The organism is Streptomyces sp. NPDC079167 (genome assembly GCF_040686735.1).
Lineage (GTDB): Bacteria > Actinomycetota > Actinomycetes > Streptomycetales > Streptomycetaceae > Streptomyces.
The window spans coordinates 20,616-46,257 of the sequence record NZ_JBFBLO010000013.1; the positions used below are offsets into that span (position 1 = coordinate 20,616).

Sequence of the window (25,642 nt, forward strand, 5' to 3'; positions counted from 1 at the left end):
GGGCGGTACATGACCTCCCCAGCACCAGCGCCGAAGATCCCCCAGCTGTGGGTTCCGCTCCCCTCGGGGATCCATCCACGTTGGCGTGAGATCGACGAACGCTCGGCCGCCTGGCTCGATCGGTTCGGCCTCTACTCCGACCGCGCGCAACGCGAACGGCTGACCCGGATCTCCGTGGGCGAGATAACCAGCCGCGGCGCCCCTGCCGGACGCGTCGCTGCGTTGCAGTGGACCTCCGACTTCCTGATGTGGCTCTTCGCCTTCGACGACGAGTACTGCGACGAGGGGCCCGTCGCGGCTTCGCCGGATGCCACCCTGCTCATGATCACCAAGCTTCAGCGCATCGTCGAGGTCCCCTGGACGGCGCCCACCGACGACAACTACAGCGCAGCGTTACGTGAGTTGCGCCTGCGGCTCGACGGCTTGACCACCCCGGTGCAGACGGCCCGCTGGGCGGCAAGTTTCCGCGCCTACCTCCAGGGCCAGATCTGGATGGCCGCCAACAGTGCCACCGGGCGGATCCCCACGCTCTCCGACCACCTGGCGGTCCGGCTCGACTCCTCCGGGGTCAAGATCTTCTCGACCCTCAGCGAGATCATCCACGGCTACGACCTGCCGGCGGCCGACTACGAGCGCCCCGACATCCGCGGTTTCGTCGAGATCTTCGCCTCGATCATCGGCTGGTCGAACGACCTGGTCTCGTACCACAAGGAGCGCCAGCGCAGCCAGGACGGATACGGAAACATCGTCGACCTGATCGCGTACGAGCGGAAATGCACCCTCGACGAAGCGGTGAGCGAGACCGCCATGATGCACACCCGCGCCATGGCCCTGTACCTACGTCTCCGCGACCAGATCCTGCGTGACGCGGGCCCCGAGCTCCGTCGGTGGGTCACGGACTGCGACTCCTGGATCCGCGCCGACTACGACTGGTCCCTGACCACCCATCGCTACGTCAACCCTGAGAACCCGGCAGACCTGCCGGCAGGCAGCGCCGCTTCCCCCTTCCAGGAACGGGAAGCTGACCAGCCCTTGCCGATCGCCAGCATCGCTTGGTGGTGGAACCTGGTGAAGGACTAGATGATCGATGCCAACAGGGTTGGTGGTCGTAGGCGGTCAGGGCTCGCATGATCGGTTGGCGGGCGCGGTCGCGTCTGATTGACCGCCTCTGCATCACCGCCCGATCGAGCCGTCGATCTGCTCGCGCAGGATGTCTGCGTGGCCGGCGTGCCGGGCGGTCTCCTCGATCATGTGGACCAGCACCCAGCGCATCGACGGCGGCGCGGTTTCCCGCAGCGAGCGGGCGCCGGGGCGGTCCAGGTCGGTGCAGGCGAGGACGACCTCGTTGGCCCGGGTGACCGCTTCGCGATAGGCGTGCGCCAAGTCCGAGGCGGTTTCGTCAGCGGACACCGCCTCGTCCTCCCACTGCTCGCGGTCGGCGCCGGCGTAGGCCCAGACGAACCAGTTGAGCTCGACGGCCGTCAGGTGCTTGAGCAGTCGGAGCAGGCTGGTCCCGGAAGGGACACCGGCGGCGCGGACGGCCGGCTCCGGGACACCGGCCGCCTTCGCAAGGACCGACTCGCGCAGGTAGTCCAGGAAGGTCAGCAGGGTGGTCCTCTCGTCGGCGTTCAGGCCGGGGGGCCGAAGATCCGAGCGGGGCTCCGTAGTCGTCATAGCGGAACCGTAGATGATCGAAACCAGGCCGTCAGTGGTCTTACGCAGTCAGCGATCGCAAGACGGTTGCCAGGTGTGATCGGTGTGCCAGATGACGGCGGTCGGCGCCCGGGTGGCTGGTCAGTGACCGGCGTCGGTTCAGTGGCGAAGACTTCGAGGAGTCACGTTCGTCGGCCTTCGCCCCGGTATCAGCGCGCACGCAATTCGTTCGGATCAGCGGTTCAGCTGGGTGAGGTGCCGGCCGCCCGCTCGACCGTGCCACCTTCGATCCATCCCGGTTATGTCGCCAAGGCTTGCCGAGCGGCGTGGACTTGATCATTGGGCCGGCCGGCTTACGGGCCGGGGGCTGCGGCCAGCTATACACGCCGCGTATATTTCGCGTCGGGGGGCAGCCTCATGGACACCCGACAAGCTACGGAGGACGGGATGAGTGAGCCGTCGAGCGCGGAACGGGAAGGCGCTCTGCCTCGTTTCCGAGTCGAGCTGGCAAGCGCCGACGAGGGAATCCGCCGCACGACCCAGGTGCATGCGGGCACCATGGAGGAGGCCTTGGCGAAGGCCCACGAGCCCGACCGGCGGCCGGATGCCGGTCCCGGCAGTGACCCCGGCCGGTTTCGCGTGGTGGAGGCGGCCGAGGAGAGCGCCGAAGGTGAGGCCCGGCGAGACAGGAACGCGCGCCGCCGTTACCTCAACACCATCGTCGAGTCCGGCCTGACGGCACTGGGCAAGCCGGTGCCGGAGCGCCCGGACGCAGAGTTCGCAGATGTCTTGTGCGACTTCTTCACCCGCGCCGTCGTGCTGCCCGGCCGCTACCCTTTCGCCTTCGGAGAGAAAGACGGAGACGGTGAGGGCGGCCACCTGCTGAACCAGCACGACGATTCCGCCGTACTGGCTGAACTCCTCATCAAGCATCTCGCCGGCCACGGGCTGACGGTGACGCAGGCCGCGGACAAGGAGTAGGTCAGGGGGCTGCCCCATCGCCCTCGTTCAAACCGCTGAGTCAGCTGCGAGCACGGTGAACGCCGACCAGGCGCCCGGGGATACGCTCAGTGGACGCCTCTGCGTGTTCTTCGAGTCCCGGATGAGGACCGTCGCCTGGTGTGCCGCCACTTCGACGCAGTTGTCGCCCTCGCTCCCGCTGTAGCTGCTCTTGAACCAATCCTGCTCGGCGGTGTTCATAGCGCTCCTCGCATCTCTTCCAGCAGGCTGATCGTGGCCCTGCAGTCATGGGCCTGCGAACGCAGCTTGCCATAGCGCTGGAGTAGAACGCTTACGTCCTTCGGCGCAGTGAGGAGGCTGCTCGACCGCTGCCCCTCCGTGTATCCGGCCCACTGGTGCTCCGGGGTCTCGGCGAGGTACATGTGCCCGTCGATTCCGCAGTGATCCTCTTGCCGTAGCGGCATGACCTGGATCTCGACGTTACGCAGCCGGCCAACGGACAACAGATGGTCGATGCTGGCCCGCGTGACTTCGTCGCCGCCCAGGCTCCTTTCCAGGACGGCCTGTTCAATGATGAAACTGAACGCAGTGTTTGGCTTCTGGAGGATGACTTGCTGCCGGTCGAGCCTGGCAGCAACCTCCCGCTCCAGTTGCTCCTCGGTGACCGGCGGCAGCCGCCGTTCGAAGATCGCCCGGATGTACCCCTCCGGCTGCAACAGCCCGGGGATCGCCCGGCACTCGTACGCGTACAGCGTGATCGCATCCTCCTCGATCCCCGCCCACTGCCGGAACCACGACGCCAGACCCACCTTCCGCGTCAAACTCCGCGCCGCCGCAGCGAGAACCCGCGCGGCCGGCGCCCCGAGCACCCCCTCCGAGCGGTCCAGCAGGTCCCTCGGCGGGAACCGCTTCCCCTGCTCGATCTTGGCGATGTACGCCGCCGAGTACTGCACCAGCGGCGCGAACTGCTCCTGTGTGAGATGGGCTTCGTCCCGCAGCGCCTTCAGCACCGCCCCGAATGTCTTGAGGCTGTCCGACAGCTCCGGCTCGTTGTTGGTCGCGTCCCCGGCCCCATTGTCCGCCCGCATGGCCACCGCCCGCCCTTCCGTGCCTGCTCAGTACTGGACCCAACCGTGCTGCCCGGTACAACGCTGACGCTCCCTGCGGTCACGGGCAGTCGTCCGCCCAGTCCAGGAGGTCAACCAGTACAACGGATTCTGTATGAGCGCGGTCCCTGGGGACCTGCGGTCACGTGGGAATCACCCACCTGGTGTGGGTCGGTTCTGTGCTTCACGGTCAGGGCTGTCCCACGACACGCTTCAAGAGCTTGAAGAGTGCATTACATAGAGGAGGACCTACGGTCGGTCAGGCGCTACGGCGCTTGCGAACGAGCGCGAAGGAGCCACCACCGAGCACGAGCACCACTACCACTCCGCCGAGGATCAGGCCCAGTTGGCTTTCGTCGCTTTTCTGCGTGCTGGTGCCTGCCATGGCGGCGTCCTCGGCCTTGTCGTTCTTCCCAGGCTGGGGCGAAGCTGATGCGGATGCGGTGGGTGGGCCGGACGTCTTCTCGTTGGTGAGAGGGCTGATGTCCGGGTCGCCCGGGGTTCCCTTGCCCTTCAGGATGTTGACGGCCGGGCGAATGATGCCGTGACCGATGTAGTTGCTGAGCTTGCCCTTTTCCATGTCACCGCGTCCAGCGGTGTCGAAGAGCACGTTGAGGACTTGGTTAGCTGTCCACTCCGGGTGGGCGGACCAGACCAGGGCGGCGGCGGCTGAAGTAATGGCTGTGGCCTGACTGGTACCACCTTCAGTTTCGCAGTAGTTCTGAAATTGCGAGTCACACCACGTGGGAATGCCGTCGCCGGGGGCCGCAATGTCTACGGATTCACCATGCTGAGAGTAGGACGAAGCTCGGCCACTACTGTCAGTAGCCGCCACACCGACGACTTGCAGGTACGCGGCAGGGTACTGCTCCTTGTTCCCCTGCTTTCCATTATTACCCACGCCCGCGAAGAACAATTTCCCCTTGCTGTCAGCATATTCGATGGCTTCCCGCTCCTCCCCACGCGCGAAGTCACTGGCAAAGGACATGCTAATAATATTCGCATCACTGTCTGCCGCAGCCCGGATCGCGTCAGAAATGTCGTGAGGATTAACAGAGTTATCGTTTTGCAATTTTGTGTCCGTGATACGAATGGGAATGATTTTCGCACCTGGCGCAAGGCCTTCCAGACCCCCACCTCTACCCGTTCCAGCAATCAGTTCAGCCATTGTGGTGCCATGGCCGTTGTAGTCGTCGTGTTCATCACCGCTAGTCCCCGTGGCATCGAACCCCTTGAGTACCTGCCCCTTCAAAGAGGGCGTCCGAGGGTTAACACCGGAGTCGATGACGGCAACTTTGATACCGTCCCCTGTGGTTGCCTTCCGCATCTCTTCGGCATGCATGGGTTCGAGGTACCACTGCTTCGACCGTGCGTCTACGGCAAACGCCGCAGAAGCAATTCCTGCGAATCCAACACTCCAGGCGGCGGCCACAGCCATTGTGCCGAGCAGGCACCCTGTCAGTCGGAGAGCGCTGTAGCCCTGCTTCCATGCCTGGCTCATTCCTGCTGTCATCCCGACTTCCGAACCTTCCCCTGCACCTACTCGATCACCGGCAGAAGCCAGCAGTCTGGACAGCCTCACGACACACGTCAGGGTGGGCACCTCCCGTGCGTGCCCACCCTGATCTGTTTGTTTTTGTCGAGTCCTACTCGAAGTTGGCCCTCGCCCGCTTGTCGCCAGCGTGGTAGGCGACACCGGCGTCGCGCACCTTGCGAGAGATCTCGGACAGGGCGGTGTGGATCCCCGTGGCGTCACGGTCCCAGCCGGCCTGCGACGCGTCGTACGCGGACTTCGCCTCGCCGACCCAGAGTTCGGAGACGCTGGCGATCATTCGCTTGATCGCCGCAAGGTCTTCCTGGAGCTGCTTGCTCTGCCGGTCGATGTCCCCGGCTGCCTGCTCCAGGCTCGAGTAAGTGACAACCATCGTGCCGTCGTTGGCTGACATACGGCCCCTCCAGTTCAATCTAGTTCGGTGTGATGACCCGCACTCGGTACGGGTTCAGCAAGGGTCAGAGAGAGTTGATGGCGGAGGTCCTGGCCTCCGAGCCGCCCGAGTGACCGGAGACGACGTCCACGCCCTGGAGGGCCTGCTTGATCTCGTCTTCGGTGTTGCCCGAGATGGTACGAGCCGCCTTGATGGCTTCCTGGAAGTTGACCAACCGGGTGGCGATGCCGCTCATCCTGTTGTTGATGTCAACCTGCTTGGCGTTGAACGCGTTGGCGCCGATGCCCTTCCAGGCGCCTTCCAGGCTGTCGATCGTCGCGTTCAGCGTCTTCAGCTGGCCCCTCACGGAGTCGAATCGCCTACCGAGCTCGCCTTCGAGCTTGAGGAGGGCTTCATCTGAAAGCTTCTGATCTGCCATAGTTCTGGCTTCCTTTCTGGTGCTCTTGTTCGGTCCGGCATTCTTGCCGGGGGTACATACAGGAGGAACTACGGTCGGTCAGGCGCTACGGCGCTTGCGAACGAGCGCGAAGGCGCCACCACCGAGCACGAGCACCACTGCCACTCCGCCGAGGATCAGGCCCAGTTGGCTGTCGTCGTTCTTCTCCGCACTGGAGCCTGCCATAGCAGCGTCCTCAGCCTTCTCCTTCTTCTCAGGCTGTGACGAAGCTGATGCGGAGGCGGCGGGTGAGCCGGCCGTCTTCTCGTTGGTGAGGGGACTGATGTCCGGAGCGCCAGGAGTCCCCGTGCCCTTGAGGATGTTGACGGCCGGGCGAATGATGCCGTGTCCGATGTAGTTGCTGAGCGTGCCCTTTTCCATGTCGCCTCGCCCAGCGGTGTCGAAGAGCACGTTGAGGACTTGGTTGGCCGTCCACTCCGGGTGGGCGGACCAGATCAGGGCGGCGGCGGCTGACGTGATGGCGGTTGCGGCGCTGGTTCCGCCGTTTCCCTGGCAATAACGTTCAAAGTTCTCGTCGCACCAAGAAGGGAGGTCATCACCAGGTGCGGCGATATCTACGAAATCACCATGCTGGGAAGTCTCGGATACCTTGCCCTGCCGGTCGGTAGCTGCAACACCAACAACTTCTGGGTACGCTGCCGGATAAATCGGATTATTGGCTTCATTCCCCTCATTGCCAACAGCGGCAAAGAAAAGCTTTCCTTTTCTTTGAGCATATTTTACGGCTTCAATTTCCTCATCAAGCTTGAAGTCGTTGCCAAACGACATGCTGATGATTTTTGCATCACTATCAGCAGCGGCCCGAATCGCGTCTGTGGTATCGAGGGGATTTGTAGACTCCTTTTCCCCCCAATCGCCCCCCGCAATTCTCATCGGAATGATCTTTGCTCCTGGAGCCAGACCTTTCAACCCACCACCCCGCCCTGTGCCAGCGATCAACTCGGCCATGGTGGTGCCGTGCCCCTCATAGTCGTCGGTCTCGTCACCCGCCGCACCCGTGGCATCAAGCCCCTTGAGAACCTGCCCCTTCAGAGACGCCGTCGACGAGTTAACACCCGTATCAATGACAGCAACCTTGACGCCTTCGCCGGTAGTCGTCTTCCACATCTCTTCGGCATGCATAAGTTCGAGGTACCACTGCTTCGACTGCACGTCTTCGGCAACCGCCGAGGGAGCAGCCCCGGCGAAAACCACGCTCCACGCAGCAGCCACAGTCATCGTGCCGAGCAGGCGCCCTTTCAGCCTGAAAGAGCTGTGGCGTTTCCGGGTCTGGCTCATTACCGCTGTCATCCTGACTTCCGCACCTTCCCGTTACCTACTCGATCACCGGCGGTGCGGATCCACGCCGACCGGCGTCCCACGTTTCTCTGTCTTCTGTCAGGTAGTCCGGGCGTGCCGTGCCATCGGTCTCGTCTTCGTCTCCCGAGTCCTGCCGGCCCGGACCACGGACAAGACCCGCGCCCCCGGCGGTGAAGCCCTTCGCACCTGCACCTGGTCGCGGAGCGCCTCCACGGGGTGTGCCCACAACTCCGTTGGTACTGGGAGTGCCCCGCCCCCCTGCGCGCGATGCCCCGCCCGTCCCACTGGTTCCGACGACACCTCGCGGGCCGGCGCCGGCGACCGGACCGCCTGTCCGTGCCGCTCCACCGGCTCCGATGACCGTGCCGCGGGGCACGCCGCCACGGGCTCCCCCCGACGTGCCCGCACCTGGAGCGGCACGCTGGGGAGTCCCACCTACGATGCCGCCTCGACCTGCACGCGCACCGGTGGCTCCGGACGTACCCGCATGGCCTGTTGCTGTGGGCCGGCCGCCAGTGACACCGGACCGACCAGCGGCGGGGGTCTGCGGCCCGCCGCCAGCGCGTCCGGCACTTCCGGAGGAAGTAGATCCCCCACCCAAAGGCCCAGGGCGTCCCACCGCTGCTCCAGTACGGCCGTTCGCCGCTGGACCACCCTCCGAGAGACCACCAGCTCTCGACGGGCCAGCAGCTCTGGGTGCGCCCGTTGCTGTCTGGACACCCCGTGAGCTACTTGTCACGGGGTTCACGAAGCCGTTCGCGATAGGCGTTGGTCCTCCCCCAGGTGCCGCAGGGCTCGTACTCGGTGCTGGAGAAGGGGCGCTTGGAGTGGTCACCGGGGACGGCGGAGTGGCGACGCTGTTGATTTCTGTCGATGTGCCCTTGTCCAGAACAGGCTCCACCGCCACAGGCGTCTCATGACCACGGCCGTTTCCTGAGGAACTCTGGCTGCCAGTCGCCGTGTGCTCCGTGACACGTCCAGGGCCTTCGCTGCTTGACGGGCCGGAGCCACCCGACGGCGCGGAGCCCGATTCTTCTCCGTCGCGCCAGTGGCCCTGCGGCCTCGGCATCGCCACATCAAGCCTCTTGTCGAACCGCGGCGGCTCCTGCGAAGCCAGCGACTCCCCCGCCACCGCGTAATACGAAGCCAGCCGGTTGGCCTGGTTAATGGCCTCCTGGCGGTCCTTCTCGACCTTCAGCGCCGCCGCGTACTCCGGGTTCGACTCGATCCGCGCCGGGGACTCGATGTCCTCGGGGGACTTGCGGATGAAACGGTTGTCGCGGGGAGGAAGGGAGTTACGGACCGAGGCGAGACCTGTGCCCGCGACCGTGATCTGTGTGCCGGCCGCCTGGGCGAATTCGCCCAGCTTCTCGGCATGGGCCACCAAGCCCTTGCCCCAGTCCCGGAAGGCGACTCCGGACTCGCCCTCCCAGTCGACCTCCGCGATGAAGTCGCCCAGCTCTTTCGCCGCGTCGCTGATCGCGGTCCGTGCCTTCAGCAACGCCTCCCCGGCCTCCTCGAGGTGCTCCGGGTTGGAGTTCTCGATCAGGTCGATCATCACGTTGAGGTCAACGCCCTCGAAGGACGTCCGACCCGAGCCGCCGGGGCTCCCGAAGCCGAATGCCTCCATGACGCCCTGCATCTGGCGCGTCACGTCCGTGACGATCAGCTGACCCTGGACGCGCTCCGTGTCCTGCTGCTGCTGCTCAGCGGGCGTCAGTTCCGGCTGCTGCTTCTCGTCACTCATCAGCTATCACCCAAGTCGTCGTAGGCAGAGCCGGTCTTGCTGTCGGAGCGCGGCTGCTCAGGCTTGTCGGCCTTCTCCGCCCGCGCCTTCTCGCTCTCCGCATCCAGGTGCGCCTGGATCTCGTAGAACCGCCGCCGCGTGTCGTCGTCCACGTTGTCGAAGCCCACCGCCGCCGCGTGCACGCCGAGGCTCAGGTACTCGATCTGGTCGCCCAGCGACTTCGAGAGCGTGACGAGTGCGTCGTGGACGCGGTTGTACTGGGTGTAGAGGCCGTCCGCCTCTGCGAAGCGTGTGTTCCCGCCGCTCAAGGCGTTACGCGACACCGTCTGTGCCGCGACCTTCGACTTGCCGGCCGGTGAGCTCTCGAGGTCCGCCAGCAACGCGTTGACGCTCTTCTGGAACTTCTCCAGGGCGCCTACTCCGCGCCGGAGATCTCCCTTTCCTTTGCTCACGTTGCTGCCCTTCCCCGTTTCCCCGTTTGCTCAGTCCGTTTCGCGTTGCTATCGCACCCGCGTGAACAGAACTGACCCCATAACATCACTCTAGCCAATGGCACTGACAGGACCAACCGTCTTGTCCATCACGTGACTTCCCCGGCCTCACCCGCCGCCCGGTCGCCCCTGCCGTCGCTGCCGGTCGCGTACGGCCACTGCCGCGCCCGCAATGGCGGCGACCAGGACTCCTCCGCCCACCACGACGTACGTCGCGAGCCGGGAGTTGCGTTGCTCGGCGGTTTCGCCCAGGTGGACGACGGCCGGAGACGGGGCCTCGCCCTTGCTCACACCTTCGTGTGCCACCGGTTTCTCGATGGGCTTGTCATCCTCGGTGAGCGCGCGAACCGGGTCGACGACGCCCCAGCCGACCAGGTGGTCCTTGCCCGCGATCGAGCGTTCCGCCGTCTGCTCGATCTGGGCGACGATTTGCTCCTGCGTCCAGTCCTTGTGCTTGGCCTTGATGAGGGCCGCGACCCCTGCGACGTACGGGGCCGAGAAGCTGGTGCCGTTGTCGGAGCAGTGGCCCCCGCCGGGGACCGTCGAGACGATGTCCACGCCGGGTGCCGAGACGCCGACGTCGCCGGACTGGGAGAAGGCGGCTCGTTCGTTGTTGCGGTCCGAGGCGCCCACGGACAGGACGCCCTCGTAGGAGGCCGGGTAGGTCTTCTTGATGTTGCCGCCCAGTCCGTCGTTGCCGGCCGAGGCGACGACCACGATCTCCTTGGCCAGGGCGGCGTCCACCGCCTGCTCCAGGAGGGGCGTGGGCTTCACCGCGTCAGCCGTGTCCTGGGAGATGTTGATGACGTCCGCCCGGCCCTGCCCGGCGGCGTAGTTGATGGCGTCCGCCAGCGTCTCCGCCGTCCCGTGGCCCTCGGCGTCGTTCTGCTGGATCGGGATGATCGTCGCGTCGGGAGCGAGGCCGGTGAAGCCGGTGCCCTTCGCCTCTCGCGCGGCGATGATGCCGGCGACCTTGGTGCCGTGGCCGACCACGTCGGTGGTGCCGTTCTCCTTGCCCCGCTCGATCTTGTTGCCGCTCTCGTCCTTGAGGTTCTTCGGCAGGTAGTTGCGGCCGCTCCCGGCATCCACGGCCTTCGTGAGCTGGGGGTTCTTGATGTCGACACCGGTGTCGATGACCGCCACGCGTACGCCCTTGCCGGTGGACTGCTCCCACAGTTCGTCCATCAGCACGCGTTGGAGTGCCCAGGGCCGGCCCGTGTACATCTTCGATTCCGGGCCGAAGGTGCACTGGGTGGAGTCGTCCGCGGCTGCGGGCAGCACCGGCAGCGAGACGAGGAGGACTGCCGTGGCGGCCGCGGTCGTCAGCAGCCGCCGACGGTATGAGGAGTCCGTGGTCACGTGGCCGCTCCTCACGAACCCTGCGGCTGGCGGGCCGCGCCCGTCGACAGGCGGGGGCCGGTCGGCAGGAAGGTGGACCAGGCGGCGGGGACGGGCGCGGGGTCGACGTCCTTGTACCCGAGGTGGTTCTGCGCCTGCTGTGCCTCCTGCTGGCTCTGCTTCTTCTCCTCCTGTGTGCCTGACTCACCGATGCCGGAGTCGCCCTGCACGCTGTCGCCGTTGGACTGCATGGCGTAGCGCAGCCCGGTGTCGGTCACGAGGAAGAGAGGGCCGGAGTCGGGGCTCGATCCCTTGAACTGCCGGAAGAGCTGCCCGGATCCGGGGGTGGCGTAAGCACTGCTGGAGCCGGTGGGGAGCGTGGCGGGGAAGCTCGTGCCCGCCCAGGTGCTGAGTGTGGTGGCTCCGCTCTTGTCCGAGACACTGCGCAGGACGTTGCACACGGTGTTGCGGCTTCCGCTCTCCGTGCTCGCGGAGTTGACGGGCGTCGGCTCGCTCGTGGGCCAGTTCTTCTCCTGCCCGAACGCCTCACCGGGCTCGAACGCTCCGGCGCTGACCTGCTTCGCCTGGCCGTCCTGGCCGAGGCCGACCAGGGCGCGGCTGCTGAGCAGGAGTTTGGCGACGAAGTCGGACACCGGGGCCACCCTGCCGGGCAGGACCACGTACTGCTGGGTTCCGGTGCCGGAGGTCGCCGCGAGGATCATGCCCACCTTGTTGTCCTCGGCCTGGAGGATCCCCGGAACGCCCGCGTCGGTACCGGGATTTCCCTCGATGGTGGGGATGGCGACGGCGTCTCCCTTGTGCAAGGTGTCCAGCCAGTCGGCGGACACCCGCTGGGGGTCACGGTCCGGGCCGACCAGGGTACGCAGCAGGAGTTCGTCGTTCTTCACCGCGTACGCGGTGCCCGTGGCGTCCACGATGTAGCGGGCCTTGTCCGGCCCGGGGCCCTCGACGTACATGAGCTCGCCACCCCGCAGCTTGCCCTTGCCCTCGGTCTTGTCCTGCTCGCGCTCCGCGAAGACGAACGCCGCCTTCTGGATGGCCCTGCCGCCCTCGCCGGGCCGCTCGCAGACCGCCCAGCGCTTGGCCGAACCGGCTTCCTTCGGGTCGGGCAGGCGGTCCGGGGCGTACGGGATGCCGAGGGTCGCCCCGTGCGGGATCTTGCCGTTGTCGAGGACCGATTCGTCGACGTTGATGACCTTGCCCTTGTCCGGTGCGAGGAGGAGCTTCGCGCTGGACATGTTCAGGACGGGGTGGAGCTGGGTCTTGCCGTCGGTCTTCAACACCACGTAGCGGGTGGTGGATTTGCTGGCGATGATGACGTTCTCGTACGGGGTGTCCCACTTCTGGGGCGCCACGGGTTTGAACATCCCCCAGGCTCCGAACACCGCCAGGACGACCACGCCGACGATCGCTCCGGGCACCACCGCGCGAAGAGGGCGCGGCGCGCCCTCCTCCGAGCCGGACGGGTGGGGCTGCAGGAACTGTGCGACCAACCTCCGCTTCGCGAAGGTGTAGGCATTGAGTTCGTCCCGCCGTGATGCCATGTGCGCGCTGCCCCTTCTCCCCAGTGGGCGACCAGGTTCCCACACCTGCCGTGGGCCGCTGCCGTCGACCGGGACCCCTACTATGCCTGTTGGCACTTGGCATTCACCGCTCAGGTAGGGTGATCGCCCGATCAACGCCCGTGAAAAAAACGGTGAATACGGACACGAGGGGGCAACGCGGCGATGGCTGCAGCGACGGGCGAGCGCACGAGGCGGTCCAGCCGGCGAACCCCCGCCCCTTCCCGGCGGCAACGCAGCAACGGACCGGACGGATCCGCTCCGCGTCAGCCGGGGGACACCCCCGCCGCGACCACTCTGCATTCGATCTCCAGGACCGGCCGCGTCGGGCCCGCGCTGCGGCAGCTGGTGCTCGTCGAGGCCGCGTTGGCGGTCGCCGTGGTGGGTGCCGCGCTCGGCGGTGCCTGGATGATCCCCGCCGGTGTGATCGCCGCGCTGCTGATCCTCCTCGCGGTGGTACGCCGCCGGGGCAGGGCCGTGCAGGACTGGCTGTCGACCGTGTCGTCCCTCCGCCGTCGCAGGCGGTCCGCCACGGCGTCCCCCGCCGAGTCGGAGCCGCAGCTGGCGCCGGTGGCGGAGAACGTTCCGGGATTCGCTCCCTACATCTATGTGGACGGTGCCCGCCGTACGGTGGGCATGATCGGGGACGGGACGTTCCTGACCGCCGTCGTGCGGGTCGAGGCGAGCGGTGAGTCGCTCCGTCAGGCCATGGGCGCCCGGGCGCTTCCGCTGTCCCTCCTGGGCGACGCGCTCGCGGTGGACGACATCGTGCTGGAGTCCGCGCAGCTGGTGCAGCAGGTGCGGCCCGCTCCGGCGCCGCATCTGCCGGAGCGGTCGGTGGCCAGGCTGTCGTACGGCCCCCTCCAGGACCGGACCGGTGCGCCCGCGCTGCGGATGACCTGGGTGGCGGTGAAGCTGGACCCGGAGCTGTGCCGGGAGGCCGTGGAGGCGCGCGGTGGCGGGCTCGGAGGGGCTCAGCGCTGTCTGGTGCGGGTCGCGGACCATGTGGCGAGCCGGATCACCGGCGCGGGCTTCCGGGCCTCGGTGCTGGACCAGGACGAGCTGAACTCCGCCGTGGCCACGTCCGCGTGTGCAAATCCCATCCTGTCGGCGCGCGCCGGGCGTCCGGATGCCGCGCCGCAGCGGCGGACGACGGAGACCACGCGGGTCTGGCGCTGCGACGACCGCTGGCACACCACCTACGCCGTGGACCGCTGGCCCGAGCTCGGCCGGGGAGCGACTCCGCTGCCTAGGCTCGTGGCGCTGCTGACCTCGGTGCCGGCGTACGCGACGACGTTCAGCCTGACGGTGCGCCGCGGGGCGCACCAGGGGCACATGTCCGTGCGCGGCCACGTACGGATCACCGGCGGCTCCGACACCGAACTGGTCGGGGTCCGGAGGACTTTGGAGCAAGCCGCCCGGCACGCGGAGGTCGGTCTCGTACGGCTGGACCGCGAGCAGCTGCCGGGTGTCCTGGCCACGCTCCCGCTGGGAGGCGCGCAGTGACGAAGCACATCGCTCCGAGGCGGGGGCTGCTGGGGCCGCGCCATGCCGGCCACACCCTGGCCGCGGACCATCTGGGCGCGCTGTCGTTGCCTGTGGGGGACGACGGCGTGATCATCGGGGACGACGCCGAGGGGCGCCCGCAGATGATCGGGTTCCACCGGCCGGCGCCGTACGACGTCCTGTTGATCGGCGGCCTGTGGACCGCGCAGGTCCTGACGCTGCGCGCGGCCGCCACGGGGGCGCGGGTGGCGGTCGAGACGGGTCGCACCCAGGCGTGGACCACGCTGGCGCAGGCCGCCGGTGCCGGTCTCGAGTGCGTCTCGCTCCATGACGTGGGGCGGGTGCCGCCGACCGGGGCGACCGTGGGCAGTCCTGTGGTGGTGGTGCGCGACTGCGGTATGCGTCCGCCCCGCGGCCGGGTGGTGTCCTCGCCGTGGCAGTCGGTGCTGACGTTGCTGCCCTATCTGAGCCCCGTGGCCCCCCGGTTGATGCGGGCGGCGACCCTCGTGGGTGTTCAGCGGGTGTCGCCGGAGGAGGCGCAGCAGATCGGCCGGATCCTGGGGCTCGCGCGGGCCGAGAGCGAGGCGCTGCCCACCCTGGCGGACGGTGTCACCCTCTGGGTGGCGGGCCGTGAGCGCCACTGGGTGATGACCAGCGCGACGGACGTGGAGACCGGATTGCTGGGCACCGCTCGCAGGATGGACTGAATCCGTCCTGTTCGGCCCCCGGACCGGCCGCTTTTCAGGATCATTACGGGGAACGACACAGTTCGACCGAAGGGACGTGCGCATGGGCACCCAGCAGGAAAAGGACGAGCTCTACGCTCTCGACATCTCGGATGTGGAGTGGCTGAGTGCGCCCGGTACCGAGGATGTCGAGGAACGGGTCGAGATCGCCCACCTCCCCGGGGGCGCGGTCGCGATGCGGTCGTCGTTGGACCCGGGGACCGTACTGCGCTACACGGAGGCCGAGTGGCGCGCGTTCGTGCTGGGCGCCCGGGACGGGGAGTTCGACCTCAAGTAGGCGACCGCGCGGCGAGGGGGCGGCGGTCGGGAACTGCCGCCCCCTCGCCGCGCTCCGCCGCCCGTCGTGCCCGCCACTTCGCCTCCCCCGGTCCCGTCCCCGGTGCCTCAGGACCGACGTTCTGCCTCGGCCGCTCCGTGCGGGGACCATGCGTGACCTACGGGACAGCGGTCGCAAGCGATACGGCCTGCCGTAGCGCGCCCCATGGCGATTAGGGTGGTGGGGGCGCGGCAGAGGAACCTGCGGGCAGGCGCTGCGCGTCGCAAGGGGGAGAGCCGGGCGGACCGGAAATTACGGGAACGGTCGCCCCCACCCACCACGGCACAAGGGTGCTCGACCACACCAGGAGGCAAAGTGAACGGCGATCGGGACGAGATCAGCGGGGGATGGAACACGCCCGTCGACGAGTCGTCCGACGCGGATCCCGCCGAGATGACGGGTGAGTTCACCATCGACTACACCCCGCCCGCCTGGTACACGCAGAACGCGCCGGGTGACTCTTCGGGAGGGACGGGGGCACACCTGGCGCCTCCGCCGCCGCAGGGGGCGCCGGTGTCCGTGCCGGGACCGTCGGCTTCCGAGCCCGTCTGGCCACCGGATTTCTCGGTCGGGCTGTCCGAAGCGGCATCGTCCGCCTCACCCCGGCCGTCACCGCCTTCCCACGAGCCCGCTCTCCCGGAGCCGGCGTCGGTTTCTCCCGCGGCGGGCTCCGAGGAGCCTGCCGCCGCGCCTGATCCCTTCGGTGGCGGCGATGTGGAGAGCAGCGCGACCATGCGGTTCTCACCTGCCGCGCTGAAGCAGGAGATCGCCGAGCGCGAGGCGGCCAAGGCCGGTGCGGAGGCCGAGTCCACGGGTTCCGGTTCCGCCGGATCCACGCCGGGTTCAGCGCCTTCCGAAGCCGACGGTTCGGACTCGGACGGCCCCGTGAAGGAGCAGGGCTCCGCAGCATCCGACGAAGAGCCCGGGACGTCCGGAGCACCCGGAGCGTCCGAGGGCTCCGAAGAGGACCCCGGCGAGGCAGGCGCCCTGGGGGCGGACGCGGCGCAGGCTCCCGCAGGGGACGAGACGGACGACGAGCCCTCGGACTCCGCGACGGACCCGGCACCCCAGGACGCGGCGCCCCGGGCCACACCTCCTGCAGGTACACCGTCGGCTGGCACACCGTCCGCCGACGCACCGCCTCAGGGCGCCGTCCCGTCGAACGCGCCCGCCCCGTGGACGCCCGCGCCTCCCGCGCAAGGCGCCCTCCCGCCGCTGCCGCCCGCCTTCCAGCCGGCCGCACAGCAGCCGAGCGCCCCTCAGCCCGCGCAGCAGTGGCCCGCACAGCAGCCACCCGCTCCGGCCGCCGGCGCGGCGGGCGGCTACGGCTTCCCGCAGGCTCCTACGCCGCCACCCGCACAGCCGTCCCCGCCGGCTCCCCAGCACCCGGCTCAGCCCAACACACCCGCACCGCAGGGCGGTTACGGCTTCCCGCAGACACCGCAGCAGGGCGGTTACGGGTTCCCCCAGGCTCCGCAGCAGCAGTACCCCGCCCAGGGCGCGCCCCAACTGCCTCCGGGCGCGCAGCCGCAGGGCGGCTACGGCTTCCCGGCTCCGCAGGCCGGTCAGCAGCCCCCGCACCTCCCCGCGCAGGGTGCCCCGCTCCCCCCGCAGCAGCCGGCTCCCCAGGGCACACCGAACGTGCCTGCCCAGCAGCAGCCCGGGGCCTACCAGCCCCAGCCGCCCGCGCCCCAGGCCCCGCCGGCCGATCCGCGCACCGGCGCCGCCTGGCCGACGCCCGTCACTCACGACCAGCGCGAGCGCTCGGTGCCGGGTGCCCCGCTCGGCTACACGGCCGCGGTGGAACTGTCGTCGGACCGGCTGGTCCGGGGCAAGCAGAAGGCCAAGAGCAGCCGCACGCCGTCCGCCGCCTCCCGCTTCAAGCTGGGTGGGAAGAAGGAGGAGATCGAGCGGCAGCGCAAGCTGGAGCTGATCCGTACGCCGGTGCTGTCGTGCTACCGGATCGCGGTCATCAGCCTCAAGGGCGGCGTGGGCAAGACCACGACGACCACCGCGCTCGGCTCGACCCTGGCCACCGAGCGGCAGGACAAGATCCTCGCCATCGACGCCAACCCGGACGCCGGCACGCTCGGGCGCCGGGTGCGCCGCGAGACCGGGGCGACCATCCGCGACCTGGTCCAGGCGATCCCGTACCTCAACTCGTACATGGACATCCGCCGCTTCACCTCGCAGGCTCCCTCGGGCCTGGAGATCCTCGCCAACGACGTGGACCCGGCGGTCTCCACCACCTTCAACGACGAGGACTACCGCCGGGCGATCGACGTCCTGGGCAAGCAGTACCCGATCATCCTCACCGACTCGGGCACCGGCCTGCTCTACAGCGCGATGCGCGGGGTGCTGGACCTCGCCGACCAGCTGATCATCATCTCGACGCCGTCCGTCGACGGCGCGTCGAGCGCGTCGACCACGCTGGACTGGCTGTCGGCGCACGGCTACGCGGAGCTGGTGCAGCGCTCCCTGACCGTCATCTCCGGTGTCCGTGAGACCGGCAAGATGATCAAGGTCGACGACATCGTGCAGCACTTCGAGACGCGCTGCCGCGGCGTCGTGGTCGTACCGTTCGACGAGCACCTGTCGGCGGGCGCCGAGGTCGACCTCGACATGATGCGGCCTAAGACCAGGGAGGCGTACTTCAACCTCTCCGCGCTCGTCGCCGAGGACTTCCAGCGCGCCCAGCAGCAGCAGGGGCTGTGGACGGCAGACGGCACCAGTCCGCCGCCGCAGTACGCCCCGCCGATGCCGGGTCAGCAGACGCCCGGTCAGCAGGTGCCCGGCCAGCAGCCGTACGCACCCCAGCCCGGTCAGCCGTATCCGGGGCAGCAGCCGTACCCCGGTCAGCCGTACCCCGGACAGCCGCAGCAGCCGTATCCGCCCCAGCAGCCGTACGGCGGGCAGCAGTACGGAGGCCAGCAGCAGCCGCCCCAGCAGGCCGCCGCGCCCCAGCAGGCCTACCCGCCGCCCGCCGGACCGGGCGCGCAGAACAACAGCTGGCAGCAGCCGCTGCCACCGCAGGCGCAACCCGGCGCGGGGCAGGCCGGACCGCCTCCGCCGCCCGGACAGCACGGTGGCCAGGCACATCAGTCGGGGCAGCCCGAACTGCAAGGCCCGGTTCCGCCCGCGGGCCGGCAGCAGCATCCCCCGCAGCCGCCGTCTGCGCCTCAGCAGTAAGGCAGTAGAGGTCTAAACCAATGAGGGCTCGCACCGTTCACACGGTGCGGGCCCTTCTTGCATTCCCGCAGACCACACGCGGTTTGGCGGACCGTTGACGCGACTCGACCGCCGCTGATAAACCTTCGCTTCACCAGCTGGCGAACCAGAGATCTGCCCGCCTTCACCATGCGAGTCATGACGCGAGGTCCACGTCCATGGTCACAAGAGTCCCACCACGCCCGTCCCGCCCACGCGGCCGACTGCGTATCCTCCTCGCCTCCGGAGCCGCCGCCCTGGCGCTGGCCGCCGGATCGGTCGTCCCCGGCAATCCGCTCGCCCCCGCCCCGCAGGAGGCGCAGGCCGCCGACGGCACGTCGACGCTGACCGTCGCGGTCGCCCAGAGCGTCGACTCACTGAGCCCGTTCCTCGCGCAGCGGCTTGTCTCCACGAGCATCAGCCGGCTGATGTACGACTTCCTGACCAACTACGACGCCAAGGACAACCACACGATCCCCGGGCTCGCCACGAAGTGGGAGCCGTCCGCGGACAAGCTGACGTGGACGTACACGATCCGGGACGACTCGAAGTGGTCGGACGGCGAGAAGGCCACCGCCGAGGACGCGGCATGGACCTTCAACAAGATGATGACCGACGAGGGCGCCGCGACGTCGAACGGCAGCTTCGTCTCCAACTTCAAGAAGGTGTCCGCACCCAGCCCGGACAAGCTGGTCATCGAGCTGAAGCAGCCTCAGGCCACGATGACGGCGCTGGACGTGCCGATCGTTCCCAAGCACGTCTGGGAGAAGGTCGGCGACTTCTCGAAGTTCAACAACGACACGAAGTTCCCGATCGTCGGCAACGGGCCGTTCATCCTGACGGACTACAAGGTCGACAGCTATGTGAAGCTCAAGGCCAACAAGGACTTCTGGCGGGGCTCGCCCAAGTTCGACGAGCTCGTCTTCCGGTACTACAAGGACCAGGACGCAGCGGTCGCCGCCCTCCGAAAGGGTGAAGTCTCCTTCGTCGCCGGAAGCCCGAGCCTGACCCCCGCGCAGGCCGCGTCGCTGAAGTCGGCCGACAACATCAAGGTCAACGACGCCCCCGGCCGGCGTTTCTACGCACTGGCCACCAACCCCGGCGCGCAGACCAAGGACGGCAAGAAGTTCGGCGACGGGCACCCGGCGCTCCAGGACCAGAAGGTCCGCCAGGCGCTGTTCATGTCCGTGGACCGCACGGCCATCATCGACAAGGTCTTCCAGGGGTACGCCATAGAGGGCGAGGGCTACATCCCGCCCCGCTACGGCACGTACTTCTGGAAGCCGGCGGCCGAGCAGAAGCTCGCCTACGACCCGGCGAAGGCGGGCGCCCTCCTCGACGAGGCGGGGTACAGGAAGAACAGCGCGGGCAAGCGGACCGGCAAGGACGGCAAGCCGCTCGACTTCCGCATCCTGTGCCACGCCACGGACCCCAACGACAAGGCGATCGGCAAGTACCTCCAGGAGTGGTGGGGCGAGCTCGGCATCGGCCTGAAGGTCGACTGCCGGGACAACGTCTCCGACCCCTGGTACGCCGGTGAGTACGACCTCGCCTTCGACGGATGGTCCGTCAACCCGGACCCCGACTTCGTCATGTCGATCCACACCTGCGCCGCGCTCCCGGCCAAGGCGAAGCAGACCGCGGCGACCGACAACTTCATCTGCGACAAGCAGTACGACGAGCTCTACGCGAAGCAGCTGGCCGAATACGACCCCGCCAAACGGGCCGACCTGGTGAAGCAGATGGAGTCGCGGCTGTACGACACGGGATACATGAATGTCATGGCGTACCCGAATGCCGTCGAGGCCTACCGCACCGACCAGATCCGGTCCATCACGACCATGCCCTCGGACGCGGGCAACATCTACGGTCAGGACGGCTACTGGAGCTGGTGGTCGGCGGTCCCGGCCGCCGGTGCGTCGGGCGGCTCGTCCGGCGACAGCGGCAGCTCCACCGGAGTCCTCGTCGGTGTCGGTATCGCTGTAGTCGTCCTCGCCGGTGGCGGGCTGCTGTTCGCCATGCGTCGTCGTTCCACCGCGGAAGACCGTGAATAGTCCATGAGCACAGAAAGCACTCCCGCGCTCGTGAAGGGCGCGGCGGGCGTGGACGCTGTGCAGACCGACGGCCCGGCTCCGGCCGGGCCGTCGGCCCGCAGTCCGCGCGCCCGCAGCACGACCGCGTATCTCCGCTATGCGGCGGGCAAGCTGGCCGGTGCGGCCGTCTCGCTGTTCGCCGTGCTCGTCACCAGCTTCTTCCTGTTCCGTCTGATCCCCGGCGACCCGGTCAAGCAGATGACCGGCGGCCGGCAGGTGTCGAACGAGCAGATCGCCGCGATGCGTAAGGAATTCGGCCTGGACCTGCCGCTCTGGCAGCAGTTCACCGAGTACTGCGGCAAGGCCCTGACCGGGGACTTCGGTACGTCGTACCAGTTCCGCGCTCCCGTCATGGACAAGATCAGCGAGGCCCTGCCCGCGACGCTGCTGCTCACCGGCACCGCGTTCGTGATCTACACGGCGATCGGCATCTGGCTCGGTGCCAGGTCCGCCTGGCGCAACGGCTCGGCGGGCGACCGCTTCCACACGGCCTTCGCGCTGACGCTGTACTCGGTGCCCTCGTTCTGGCTCGGGCTGCTCCTGATCATCACCCTGTCGGTCGGTATCGGGCCCATCCCCGGCATGTTCCCGACCGGCGGCATGGAGTCCGGCAGCGAGAGCGGCTTCGCCTACGTCCTCGACGTGGCCCACCACCTCGTGCTGCCGGTCATCACCCTCGTCGCCGTCGAGTACGCGCGCACCCTGCTGGTGATGCGCTCCTCGCTGCTCGACGAGATGGGCAGCGACTATCTGACGACGGCCCGCGCGAAGGGGCTCCGCGACGACCTCGTACGCCGCCGGCACGCCGTCCCGAACGCGATGCTCCCGACGGTGACGCTGCTCTTCGTCAACCTGGGCAACACGGTGGCCGGTGCCATCCTGGTGGAGACGGTGTTCTCCTGGCCCGGCCTGGGCGGTCTCTTCTACCAGGCGCTGAGCGTCCCCGATCTGCCGCTGGTGCAGGCGCTGTTCTTCGTCTTCGCCGCCTCGGTGATCCTGATGAACACGCTCGCCGATGTGATCTATCCGCTCCTCGATCCCCGGGTGGGCCGATGACGACCTCGACCGACGCCGCGCCGGCCATCGGCCCGCGCGCGCTGACCTGGGCCCGCCGTCGCCAGGCGGCGGCCCGCTTCTGGCGGCAGTACCGGAGCCACCGGGCGGGCCTGGCCGGTCTGGCCGTGCTCGCGCTGATCGCCCTGACCGCGCTGGCGGCGCCGCTGCTGGTCGGCGCGGACTCGCAGAGCGTCACCGACGCGCCGGGCGGCGCGCTGGAGTCGCCGAGCGCCGAGTTCCCGCTCGGCACCGACCAGTTCGGACGCAGTCTGCTCGCCCTCCTGGTGTGGGGGACGCGGGTCTCGCTGACCGTCGGTCTGCTCGCCGCCTTCCTGTCGGTGGCCATCGGAACGCTGGTGGGCATCACGGCCGGTCACTTCAAGGGCTGGTACGGCAACGTCGTCATGCGGATCACGGACTGGTTCCTCGTGATGCCGACGCTGGTGCTCGCCATCGCGCTGGCCACCGTGCTCTCGCGGTCCCTCTGGACGACGGTCCTCGCCATCGGCGTGACGACCTGGCCGACGACCGCGCGGCTCGTACGGGCGCAGACGCTGTCCGTGGAGTCCCGTCCGTACATCGAGCGCTCCAAGGCGCTCGGGGGCGGACACGGCCACATCATGTCCCGCCATGTGCTGCCCAACGTGATGCCGCTGGTGCTCGCACAGACCACGCTGGTGATCTCCACCGCCATCCTCACCGAGGCGACCCTCGCCTTCCTCGGGCTCGGCGATCCCACGATCGTCTCCTGGGGCGGGCTGCTCCAGGACGCCCGTGAGGCCGGAGCGGTCAGCTCCGGCAACTGGTGGTACCTCGCTCCGCCCGGACTCGCCATCGCGGTCGTCGCCCTCGCGTTCACGCTGTGCGGCCGCACCATCGAGACCGTGCTCAACCCCAAGCTGGGGGTGTCCCGTTGACTGCCGTGAAGACCGAGAACGTCACGGAGCCGGAGACCGGGCAGCCGCTGCTCGACGTCCGGAACCTGCATGTCACCTACGGCTCCGGGGCGTCGGCCGTCCCCGCCGTACGGGGAGTCGACCTGCGGGTCGAGGCGGGCCAGAAGCTGGGCATCGCCGGGGAGTCCGGGTGCGGGAAGTCGACGCTCGCGCTCGCCCTGCTGAGGCTGCTGCCCGCCACCGCGACCCTGAGCGGTGAGATCCTGCTGGACGGCGAGGACATCCTCACCATGAAGTGGGGGCGGCTGCGCGCCGTGCGCTGGGCGGGGGCGTCGATCGTCTTCCAGGGCGCGATGCACTCGCTGAACGCCGTGCACCGCATCGGGGACCAGATCGCCGAACCGATCCTGCTGCACGGCAAGGGGACCCCGGCGGCCGCTCGCAGGCGCGCGGGTGAGCTGCTGGAACAGGTGGGGCTTCCGGCCGCGCGTGCGGACGCCTACCCGCACGAGCTGTCGGGCGGTCAGCGCCAGCGCGTGATGATCGCGATGGCACTGGCCTGCGACCCGCGGCTGATCATCGCCGACGAACCCACCACCGCCCTCGACGTGATGATCCAGGCGCAGATCCTGCGGCTGATCGAACAGCTCGTCAGCGACCAGGACCTCGGACTGATCATGATCAGCCACGATCTCGCGGTGCTCTCCGACACCTGCGACAGGCTGTCGGTGATGTACGCGGGCCGGGTCGTCGAGGAGGGACCGGCCAAGAAGGTCTACGAGAACGCCCGTCACCCCTACAGCAGCGCCCTGTCGGCCGCCTTCCCCCGCATCGGTGACCTCGCGTCGCGGCACGCGCCGCGTGGTCTGCCGGGAGATCCCCCGGACCCGTCGGCGCTGCCCTCCGGCTGTACGTTCCATCCGCGCTGCGCAGCCGCGCTGGACTCCTGTGCCACCGAGGACCAGGAGCTGCGGCCGGCCGGCCCGTCCCGGCGTGCGGCCTGTGTGCTGGTGGAGCCGGAAGCCACCGCGACGCCCGGCCCGCAGGGCGGCACCGAGGAAGCAAGGAGCACCTCATGACGACGACTCCCCCGGCTCCCCTGCTCAGCGCCCAGGCGCTGGAGATCGCGTTCCCCGGGCGGCGCGGGGCGGCGACCGCGCGGGCGGTCGACGGGGTGGACCTCGACATCCGTCCCGGTGAGATCGTCGCCCTGGTCGGCGAATCGGGCTGCGGGAAGACGACCCTGGCCCGGTCCCTGCTCGGCCTGGTGACGCCCACGGCCGGCCGCGTCACGTTCGGCGGCGAGCCCCTCGACTACGGGAGCCGGGCGCTCAAGGCGTACCGCAAGCGGGTGCAGCTGGTGCTCCAGGACCCCAGCGGTTCGCTCAACCCCCGCCACACGGTGTACGACGCGGTGGCGGAGGGCCTGCGCATCCACGGCTACGCGGGCGACGAGCGGGAGGCCGTGTCCGGCGCGCTGGCGCGGGCGGGGCTGCGGCCCCCGGAGCGGTTCTTCCTGCGCTATCCGCACGAGCTGTCCGGCGGTCAGCGCCAGCGCGTCGTGATCGCGGGCGCACTGGTCCTGGAGCCCGAGCTGATCGTCGCGGACGAGCCCGTGGCCTCGCTGGACGCCTCCGTGCGGGGCGAGATCCTCGCGCTCCTGCTGCGGCTGCGGGACGAGCTGGGCCTGTCCGCACTGGTGGTGACGCATGATCTGGGGCTGGCGTGGAACATCGCGGACCGGGTGGCGGTGATGTATCTCGGCCGGATCGTGGAGACGGGTGACGTCGAGCAGATCCTCACGGCCCCCCGGCACCCGTACACCCAGGCGCTGCTGTCGGTGCTGCCGGAGGCGGACGGTGAGCCGGTGCTGCTGACGGGTGAACCGCCGGACCCTTCGAAGGTGCCGTCCGGCTGTCGCTTCCACGCCCGGTGCCAGATCCTGGCCTCGGGCGAGGCGGAGCGGGCGGGTGTCGCGGACGCGTGCCGCACGAAGGACCTGCCGGTGCTGGAGGGAGGCGGCCTGACCCAGGTGGCCTGCCACTGGGCGGCCGCGGGAGCGGTGGTCCCCTAAGGGCCGGCCGGTGGTCCGTGGTGGATCGCGCCGGCCAGCTCCCCCAGGGGGCGGCCGGTGCCGCCCCAGCGGTGCTGGATGATCTCGGCGGCGATGGAGACGGCCGTCTCCTCGGGCGTACGGGCTCCGAGGTCGAGGCCGACGGGTGAGGCGAGGCGGGCCAAGGCCGCCTCGTCCACCCCCGCCTCGCGCAGCCGGGCGGTCCGGTCGGCGTGGGTACGCCTGCTGCCCATCACCCCGATGTACGCGGCGGGTGTGCGCAGCGCGGCGGCGAGCAGGGGCACGTCGAACTTCGGGTCGTGGGTCAGGACGCAGACGACGGTGCGCGCGTCCACGGGGGTCGACTCCAGGTAGGTGTGCGGCCAGGCGCAGACGACCTCGTCCGCGGTGGGGAAGCGCTCCCGGGTGGCGAAGGCGGGGCGGGCGTCGCACACCGTCACGCGGTAGCCGAGGAAGGACCCGATGCCCGCGGTGGCCGCCGCGTGGTCGATGGCCCCGAAGACGAGCATGCGGGGCGCGGGGGCGTACGCCTGGACGAAGACGGTGACGTCCTGCATCCGGCGCTCGCCGTGCGCGCCGTACCGGACGCTGCCCGTGGCTCCCTGGGCGAGCAGCCCACGCGCGTCGTCGGTGACGGCGGCGTCGAGCCCTTCGTCCCCCAGCGAACCGCTGACACGGTCGGCCAGGACCACCCGGCGGGCGCCGGGGCGCGCCGCGCCGGACACCACGGTGGCGAGCGCGACGGGTTCCCCGGTGGCGACGGTGTCGACGAGTTCCCGCAGGCCGTCGCGGTCGGCCGCCGTGACGAAGGGCCGGACCAGTACCTCGATCGTGCCGCCGCAGGTCAGCCCGGTGCCGAAAGCCTCGTCGTCGCTGATGCCGTAGGTCCGCAGCTCCGTCCGGCCTGTGGTGAGCGTCTCGGTGGCGACCTCGTACACATCGCTCTCCACGCACCCGCCGGAGACGCTGCCCGCCACCGCGCCCGTTGCGGACACCGCCATGAGGGCGCCGGGGGCCCGTGGCGCGCTGCCCCGCACCGCGACGACCGTGGCCAGGGCGAAGGGCGTACCGGCGGTGTGCCAGTCGCGCAGTTCCGACAGCAGTTCACGCATGGGCGGGCGTCCTCCCGGGCTCGACGGGCTCATGTCCCCCGACCATGCCCCGGTGC

General features: G+C 69.0%; 23 protein-coding genes. 12 read left to right on the forward strand and 11 right to left on the reverse strand.

What is annotated here, in order from left to right:
• Positions 1-9 precede the first annotated feature (9 nt).
• On the forward strand, positions 10-1,080 hold the full coding sequence (locus tag AB0P41_RS25735; protein ID WP_356713736.1) for a (+)-(1(10)E,4E,6S,7R)-germacradien-6-ol synthase: 1,071 nt from the start codon (positions 10-12) through the stop codon (positions 1,078-1,080).
• A 93-nt stretch (positions 1,081-1,173) separates the two neighbouring features.
• Here AB0P41_RS25735 and AB0P41_RS25740 read toward each other — a convergent pair whose 3' ends face one another.
• Positions 1,174-1,674 (reverse strand): DinB family protein, encoded by a 501-nt coding sequence (locus AB0P41_RS25740; protein ID WP_365934410.1) that lies wholly within the window; start codon positions 1,672-1,674, stop codon positions 1,174-1,176.
• A 426-nt stretch (positions 1,675-2,100) separates the two neighbouring features.
• Between AB0P41_RS25740 and AB0P41_RS25745 the strand changes: the two genes are divergently transcribed.
• The gene (locus AB0P41_RS25745) at positions 2,101-2,634 is read left to right on the forward strand and encodes a hypothetical protein (protein ID WP_365934412.1); all 534 of its coding nucleotides are present in this window, start codon (positions 2,101-2,103) and stop codon (positions 2,632-2,634) included.
• Positions 2,635-2,661: 27 nt separating this feature from the next.
• On the opposite strand, the gene AB0P41_RS25750 is transcribed toward AB0P41_RS25745, so the two are convergent.
• The 6 genes from AB0P41_RS25750 to AB0P41_RS25775 form a co-directional block, all read right to left on the reverse strand.
• Complete coding sequence (locus AB0P41_RS25750; protein ID WP_356713733.1) at positions 2,662-2,853, reverse strand: DUF397 domain-containing protein; 192 nt, start codon at positions 2,851-2,853, stop codon at positions 2,662-2,664.
• Positions 2,850-3,701: a helix-turn-helix transcriptional regulator gene (locus tag AB0P41_RS25755; RefSeq protein WP_365934524.1), complete on the reverse strand. Its 852-nt coding sequence runs from the start codon at positions 3,699-3,701 to the stop codon at positions 2,850-2,852. The genes AB0P41_RS25750 and AB0P41_RS25755 overlap by 4 nt, the downstream gene beginning before the upstream one ends.
• 277 nt (positions 3,702-3,978) lie before the next feature.
• A complete protein-coding gene (locus AB0P41_RS25760) occupies positions 3,979-5,232 on the reverse strand; it encodes a S8 family serine peptidase (protein ID WP_365934414.1) in 1,254 nt (417 codons plus the stop codon).
• A gap of 133 nt (positions 5,233-5,365) precedes the next feature.
• Positions 5,366-5,665, reverse strand: coding sequence for a WXG100 family type VII secretion target (locus AB0P41_RS25765; RefSeq protein WP_356713730.1), 300 nt, complete (start codon positions 5,663-5,665; stop codon positions 5,366-5,368).
• Positions 5,666-5,729: 64 nt separating this feature from the next.
• Positions 5,730-6,083: a WXG100 family type VII secretion target gene (locus tag AB0P41_RS25770; RefSeq protein ID WP_356713729.1), complete on the reverse strand. Its 354-nt coding sequence runs from the start codon at positions 6,081-6,083 to the stop codon at positions 5,730-5,732.
• 78 nt (positions 6,084-6,161) lie between these two features.
• Positions 6,162-7,412: a S8 family serine peptidase gene (locus tag AB0P41_RS25775; RefSeq protein WP_365934416.1), complete on the reverse strand. Its 1,251-nt coding sequence runs from the start codon at positions 7,410-7,412 to the stop codon at positions 6,162-6,164.
• Between the two features lie 1,384 nt (positions 7,413-8,796).
• Between AB0P41_RS25775 and AB0P41_RS25780 the strand changes: the two genes are divergently transcribed.
• The gene (locus tag AB0P41_RS25780; protein ID WP_365934418.1) at positions 8,797-9,192 is read left to right on the forward strand and encodes a hypothetical protein; all 396 of its coding nucleotides are present in this window, start codon (positions 8,797-8,799) and stop codon (positions 9,190-9,192) included.
• On the opposite strand, the gene AB0P41_RS25785 is transcribed toward AB0P41_RS25780, so the two are convergent.
• The 3 genes from AB0P41_RS25785 to eccB form a co-directional block, all read right to left on the reverse strand.
• On the reverse strand, positions 9,168-9,620 hold the full coding sequence (locus tag AB0P41_RS25785) for a hypothetical protein (RefSeq protein ID WP_365934419.1): 453 nt from the start codon (positions 9,618-9,620) through the stop codon (positions 9,168-9,170). The two genes, AB0P41_RS25780 and AB0P41_RS25785, sit on opposite strands and share 25 nt — an antisense overlap.
• Before the next feature lie 147 nt (positions 9,621-9,767).
• Positions 9,768-11,018 (reverse strand): type VII secretion-associated serine protease mycosin, encoded by a 1,251-nt coding sequence (mycP, locus tag AB0P41_RS25790; RefSeq protein WP_365934420.1) that lies wholly within the window; start codon positions 11,016-11,018, stop codon positions 9,768-9,770.
• An 11-nt stretch (positions 11,019-11,029) separates the two neighbouring features.
• On the reverse strand, positions 11,030-12,562 hold the full coding sequence (gene eccB, locus AB0P41_RS25795) for a type VII secretion protein EccB (RefSeq protein WP_356713724.1): 1,533 nt from the start codon (positions 12,560-12,562) through the stop codon (positions 11,030-11,032).
• Positions 12,563-12,745: 183 nt separating this feature from the next.
• Here eccB and eccE point away from each other — a divergent pair, with 183 nt between their 5' ends.
• The 9 genes from eccE (at position 12,746) to AB0P41_RS25840 (ending at position 24,474) form a co-directional block, all read left to right on the forward strand.
• Entirely contained in the window at positions 12,746-14,086 is a 1,341-nt protein-coding gene (eccE, locus tag AB0P41_RS25800; RefSeq protein WP_365934422.1) for a type VII secretion protein EccE, read from the forward strand.
• The gene (locus tag AB0P41_RS25805) at positions 14,083-14,793 is read left to right on the forward strand and encodes a hypothetical protein (RefSeq protein ID WP_356713722.1); all 711 of its coding nucleotides are present in this window, start codon (positions 14,083-14,085) and stop codon (positions 14,791-14,793) included. The genes eccE and AB0P41_RS25805 overlap by 4 nt, the downstream gene beginning before the upstream one ends.
• Positions 14,794-14,875: 82 nt before the next feature.
• Entirely contained in the window at positions 14,876-15,109 is a 234-nt protein-coding gene (locus tag AB0P41_RS25810; RefSeq protein ID WP_203182782.1) for a DUF397 domain-containing protein, read from the forward strand.
• A 354-nt stretch (positions 15,110-15,463) separates the two neighbouring features.
• Positions 15,464-18,337 carry an SCO5717 family growth-regulating ATPase gene (locus AB0P41_RS25815; protein WP_365934425.1) on the forward strand — a complete coding sequence of 958 codons (2,874 nt, stop codon included), beginning with the start codon at positions 15,464-15,466 and terminating at the stop codon, positions 18,335-18,337.
• Between the two features lie 197 nt (positions 18,338-18,534).
• The gene (locus AB0P41_RS25820) at positions 18,535-20,409 is read left to right on the forward strand and encodes an ABC transporter substrate-binding protein (protein ID WP_356713720.1); all 1,875 of its coding nucleotides are present in this window, start codon (positions 18,535-18,537) and stop codon (positions 20,407-20,409) included.
• Positions 20,410-20,412: 3 nt separating this feature from the next.
• Positions 20,413-21,504, forward strand: a complete 1,092-nt coding sequence (locus AB0P41_RS25825; protein ID WP_356713719.1) for an ABC transporter permease — start codon at positions 20,413-20,415, stop codon at positions 21,502-21,504.
• A complete protein-coding gene (locus AB0P41_RS25830; RefSeq protein WP_356713718.1) occupies positions 21,501-22,421 on the forward strand; it encodes an ABC transporter permease in 921 nt (306 codons plus the stop codon). The genes AB0P41_RS25825 and AB0P41_RS25830 overlap by 4 nt, the downstream gene beginning before the upstream one ends.
• Complete coding sequence (locus tag AB0P41_RS25835) at positions 22,418-23,479, forward strand: ABC transporter ATP-binding protein (RefSeq protein WP_356713717.1); 1,062 nt, start codon at positions 22,418-22,420, stop codon at positions 23,477-23,479. The genes AB0P41_RS25830 and AB0P41_RS25835 overlap by 4 nt, the downstream gene beginning before the upstream one ends.
• Positions 23,476-24,474, forward strand: a complete 999-nt coding sequence (locus tag AB0P41_RS25840; protein WP_356713716.1) for an ABC transporter ATP-binding protein — start codon at positions 23,476-23,478, stop codon at positions 24,472-24,474. The genes AB0P41_RS25835 and AB0P41_RS25840 overlap by 4 nt, the downstream gene beginning before the upstream one ends.
• Here the strand turns inward: AB0P41_RS25840 and AB0P41_RS25845 are convergent.
• A complete protein-coding gene (locus AB0P41_RS25845; RefSeq protein ID WP_365934429.1) occupies positions 24,471-25,586 on the reverse strand; it encodes an XdhC family protein in 1,116 nt (371 codons plus the stop codon). The genes AB0P41_RS25840 and AB0P41_RS25845 overlap by 4 nt on opposite strands.
• Between the last annotated feature and the right edge of the window lie 56 nt (positions 25,587-25,642).

Excerpts from the sequence above, each read along its gene's own strand:
- AB0P41_RS25750 (WP_356713733.1), bottom strand. The coding sequence starts at position 2,853 with ATGAACACCGCCGAGCAGGATTGGTTCAAGAGCAGCTACAGCGGGAGC.
- AB0P41_RS25775 (WP_365934416.1), bottom strand. The coding sequence starts at position 7,412 with ATGACAGCGGTAATGAGCCAGACCCGGAAACGCCACAGCTCTTTCAGG.
- AB0P41_RS25845 (WP_365934429.1), bottom strand. The coding sequence starts at position 25,586 with ATGCGTGAACTGCTGTCGGAACTGCGCGACTGGCACACCGCCGGTACG.
- AB0P41_RS25755 (WP_365934524.1), bottom strand. The coding sequence starts at position 3,701 with ATGCGGGCGGACAATGGGGCCGGGGACGCGACCAACAACGAGCCGGAG.
- AB0P41_RS25820 (WP_356713720.1), top strand. The coding sequence starts at position 18,535 with ATGGTCACAAGAGTCCCACCACGCCCGTCCCGCCCACGCGGCCGACTG.
- AB0P41_RS25760 (WP_365934414.1), bottom strand. The coding sequence starts at position 5,232 with ATGACAGCAGGAATGAGCCAGGCATGGAAGCAGGGCTACAGCGCTCTC.
- AB0P41_RS25740 (WP_365934410.1), bottom strand. The coding sequence starts at position 1,674 with ATGACGACTACGGAGCCCCGCTCGGATCTTCGGCCCCCCGGCCTGAAC.
- AB0P41_RS25825 (WP_356713719.1), top strand. The coding sequence starts at position 20,413 with ATGAGCACAGAAAGCACTCCCGCGCTCGTGAAGGGCGCGGCGGGCGTG.
- AB0P41_RS25830 (WP_356713718.1), top strand. The coding sequence starts at position 21,501 with ATGACGACCTCGACCGACGCCGCGCCGGCCATCGGCCCGCGCGCGCTG.
- AB0P41_RS25745 (WP_365934412.1), top strand. The coding sequence starts at position 2,101 with ATGAGTGAGCCGTCGAGCGCGGAACGGGAAGGCGCTCTGCCTCGTTTC.
- AB0P41_RS25780 (WP_365934418.1), top strand. The coding sequence starts at position 8,797 with ATGGGCCACCAAGCCCTTGCCCCAGTCCCGGAAGGCGACTCCGGACTC.
- AB0P41_RS25735 (WP_356713736.1), top strand. The coding sequence starts at position 10 with ATGACCTCCCCAGCACCAGCGCCGAAGATCCCCCAGCTGTGGGTTCCG.
- AB0P41_RS25840 (WP_356713716.1), top strand. The coding sequence starts at position 23,476 with ATGACGACGACTCCCCCGGCTCCCCTGCTCAGCGCCCAGGCGCTGGAG.
- AB0P41_RS25810 (WP_203182782.1), top strand. The coding sequence starts at position 14,876 with ATGGGCACCCAGCAGGAAAAGGACGAGCTCTACGCTCTCGACATCTCG.
- eccE (WP_365934422.1), top strand. The coding sequence starts at position 12,746 with ATGGCTGCAGCGACGGGCGAGCGCACGAGGCGGTCCAGCCGGCGAACC.
- eccB (WP_356713724.1), bottom strand. The coding sequence starts at position 12,562 with ATGGCATCACGGCGGGACGAACTCAATGCCTACACCTTCGCGAAGCGG.
- AB0P41_RS25770 (WP_356713729.1), bottom strand. The coding sequence starts at position 6,083 with ATGGCAGATCAGAAGCTTTCAGATGAAGCCCTCCTCAAGCTCGAAGGC.
- AB0P41_RS25765 (WP_356713730.1), bottom strand. The coding sequence starts at position 5,665 with ATGTCAGCCAACGACGGCACGATGGTTGTCACTTACTCGAGCCTGGAG.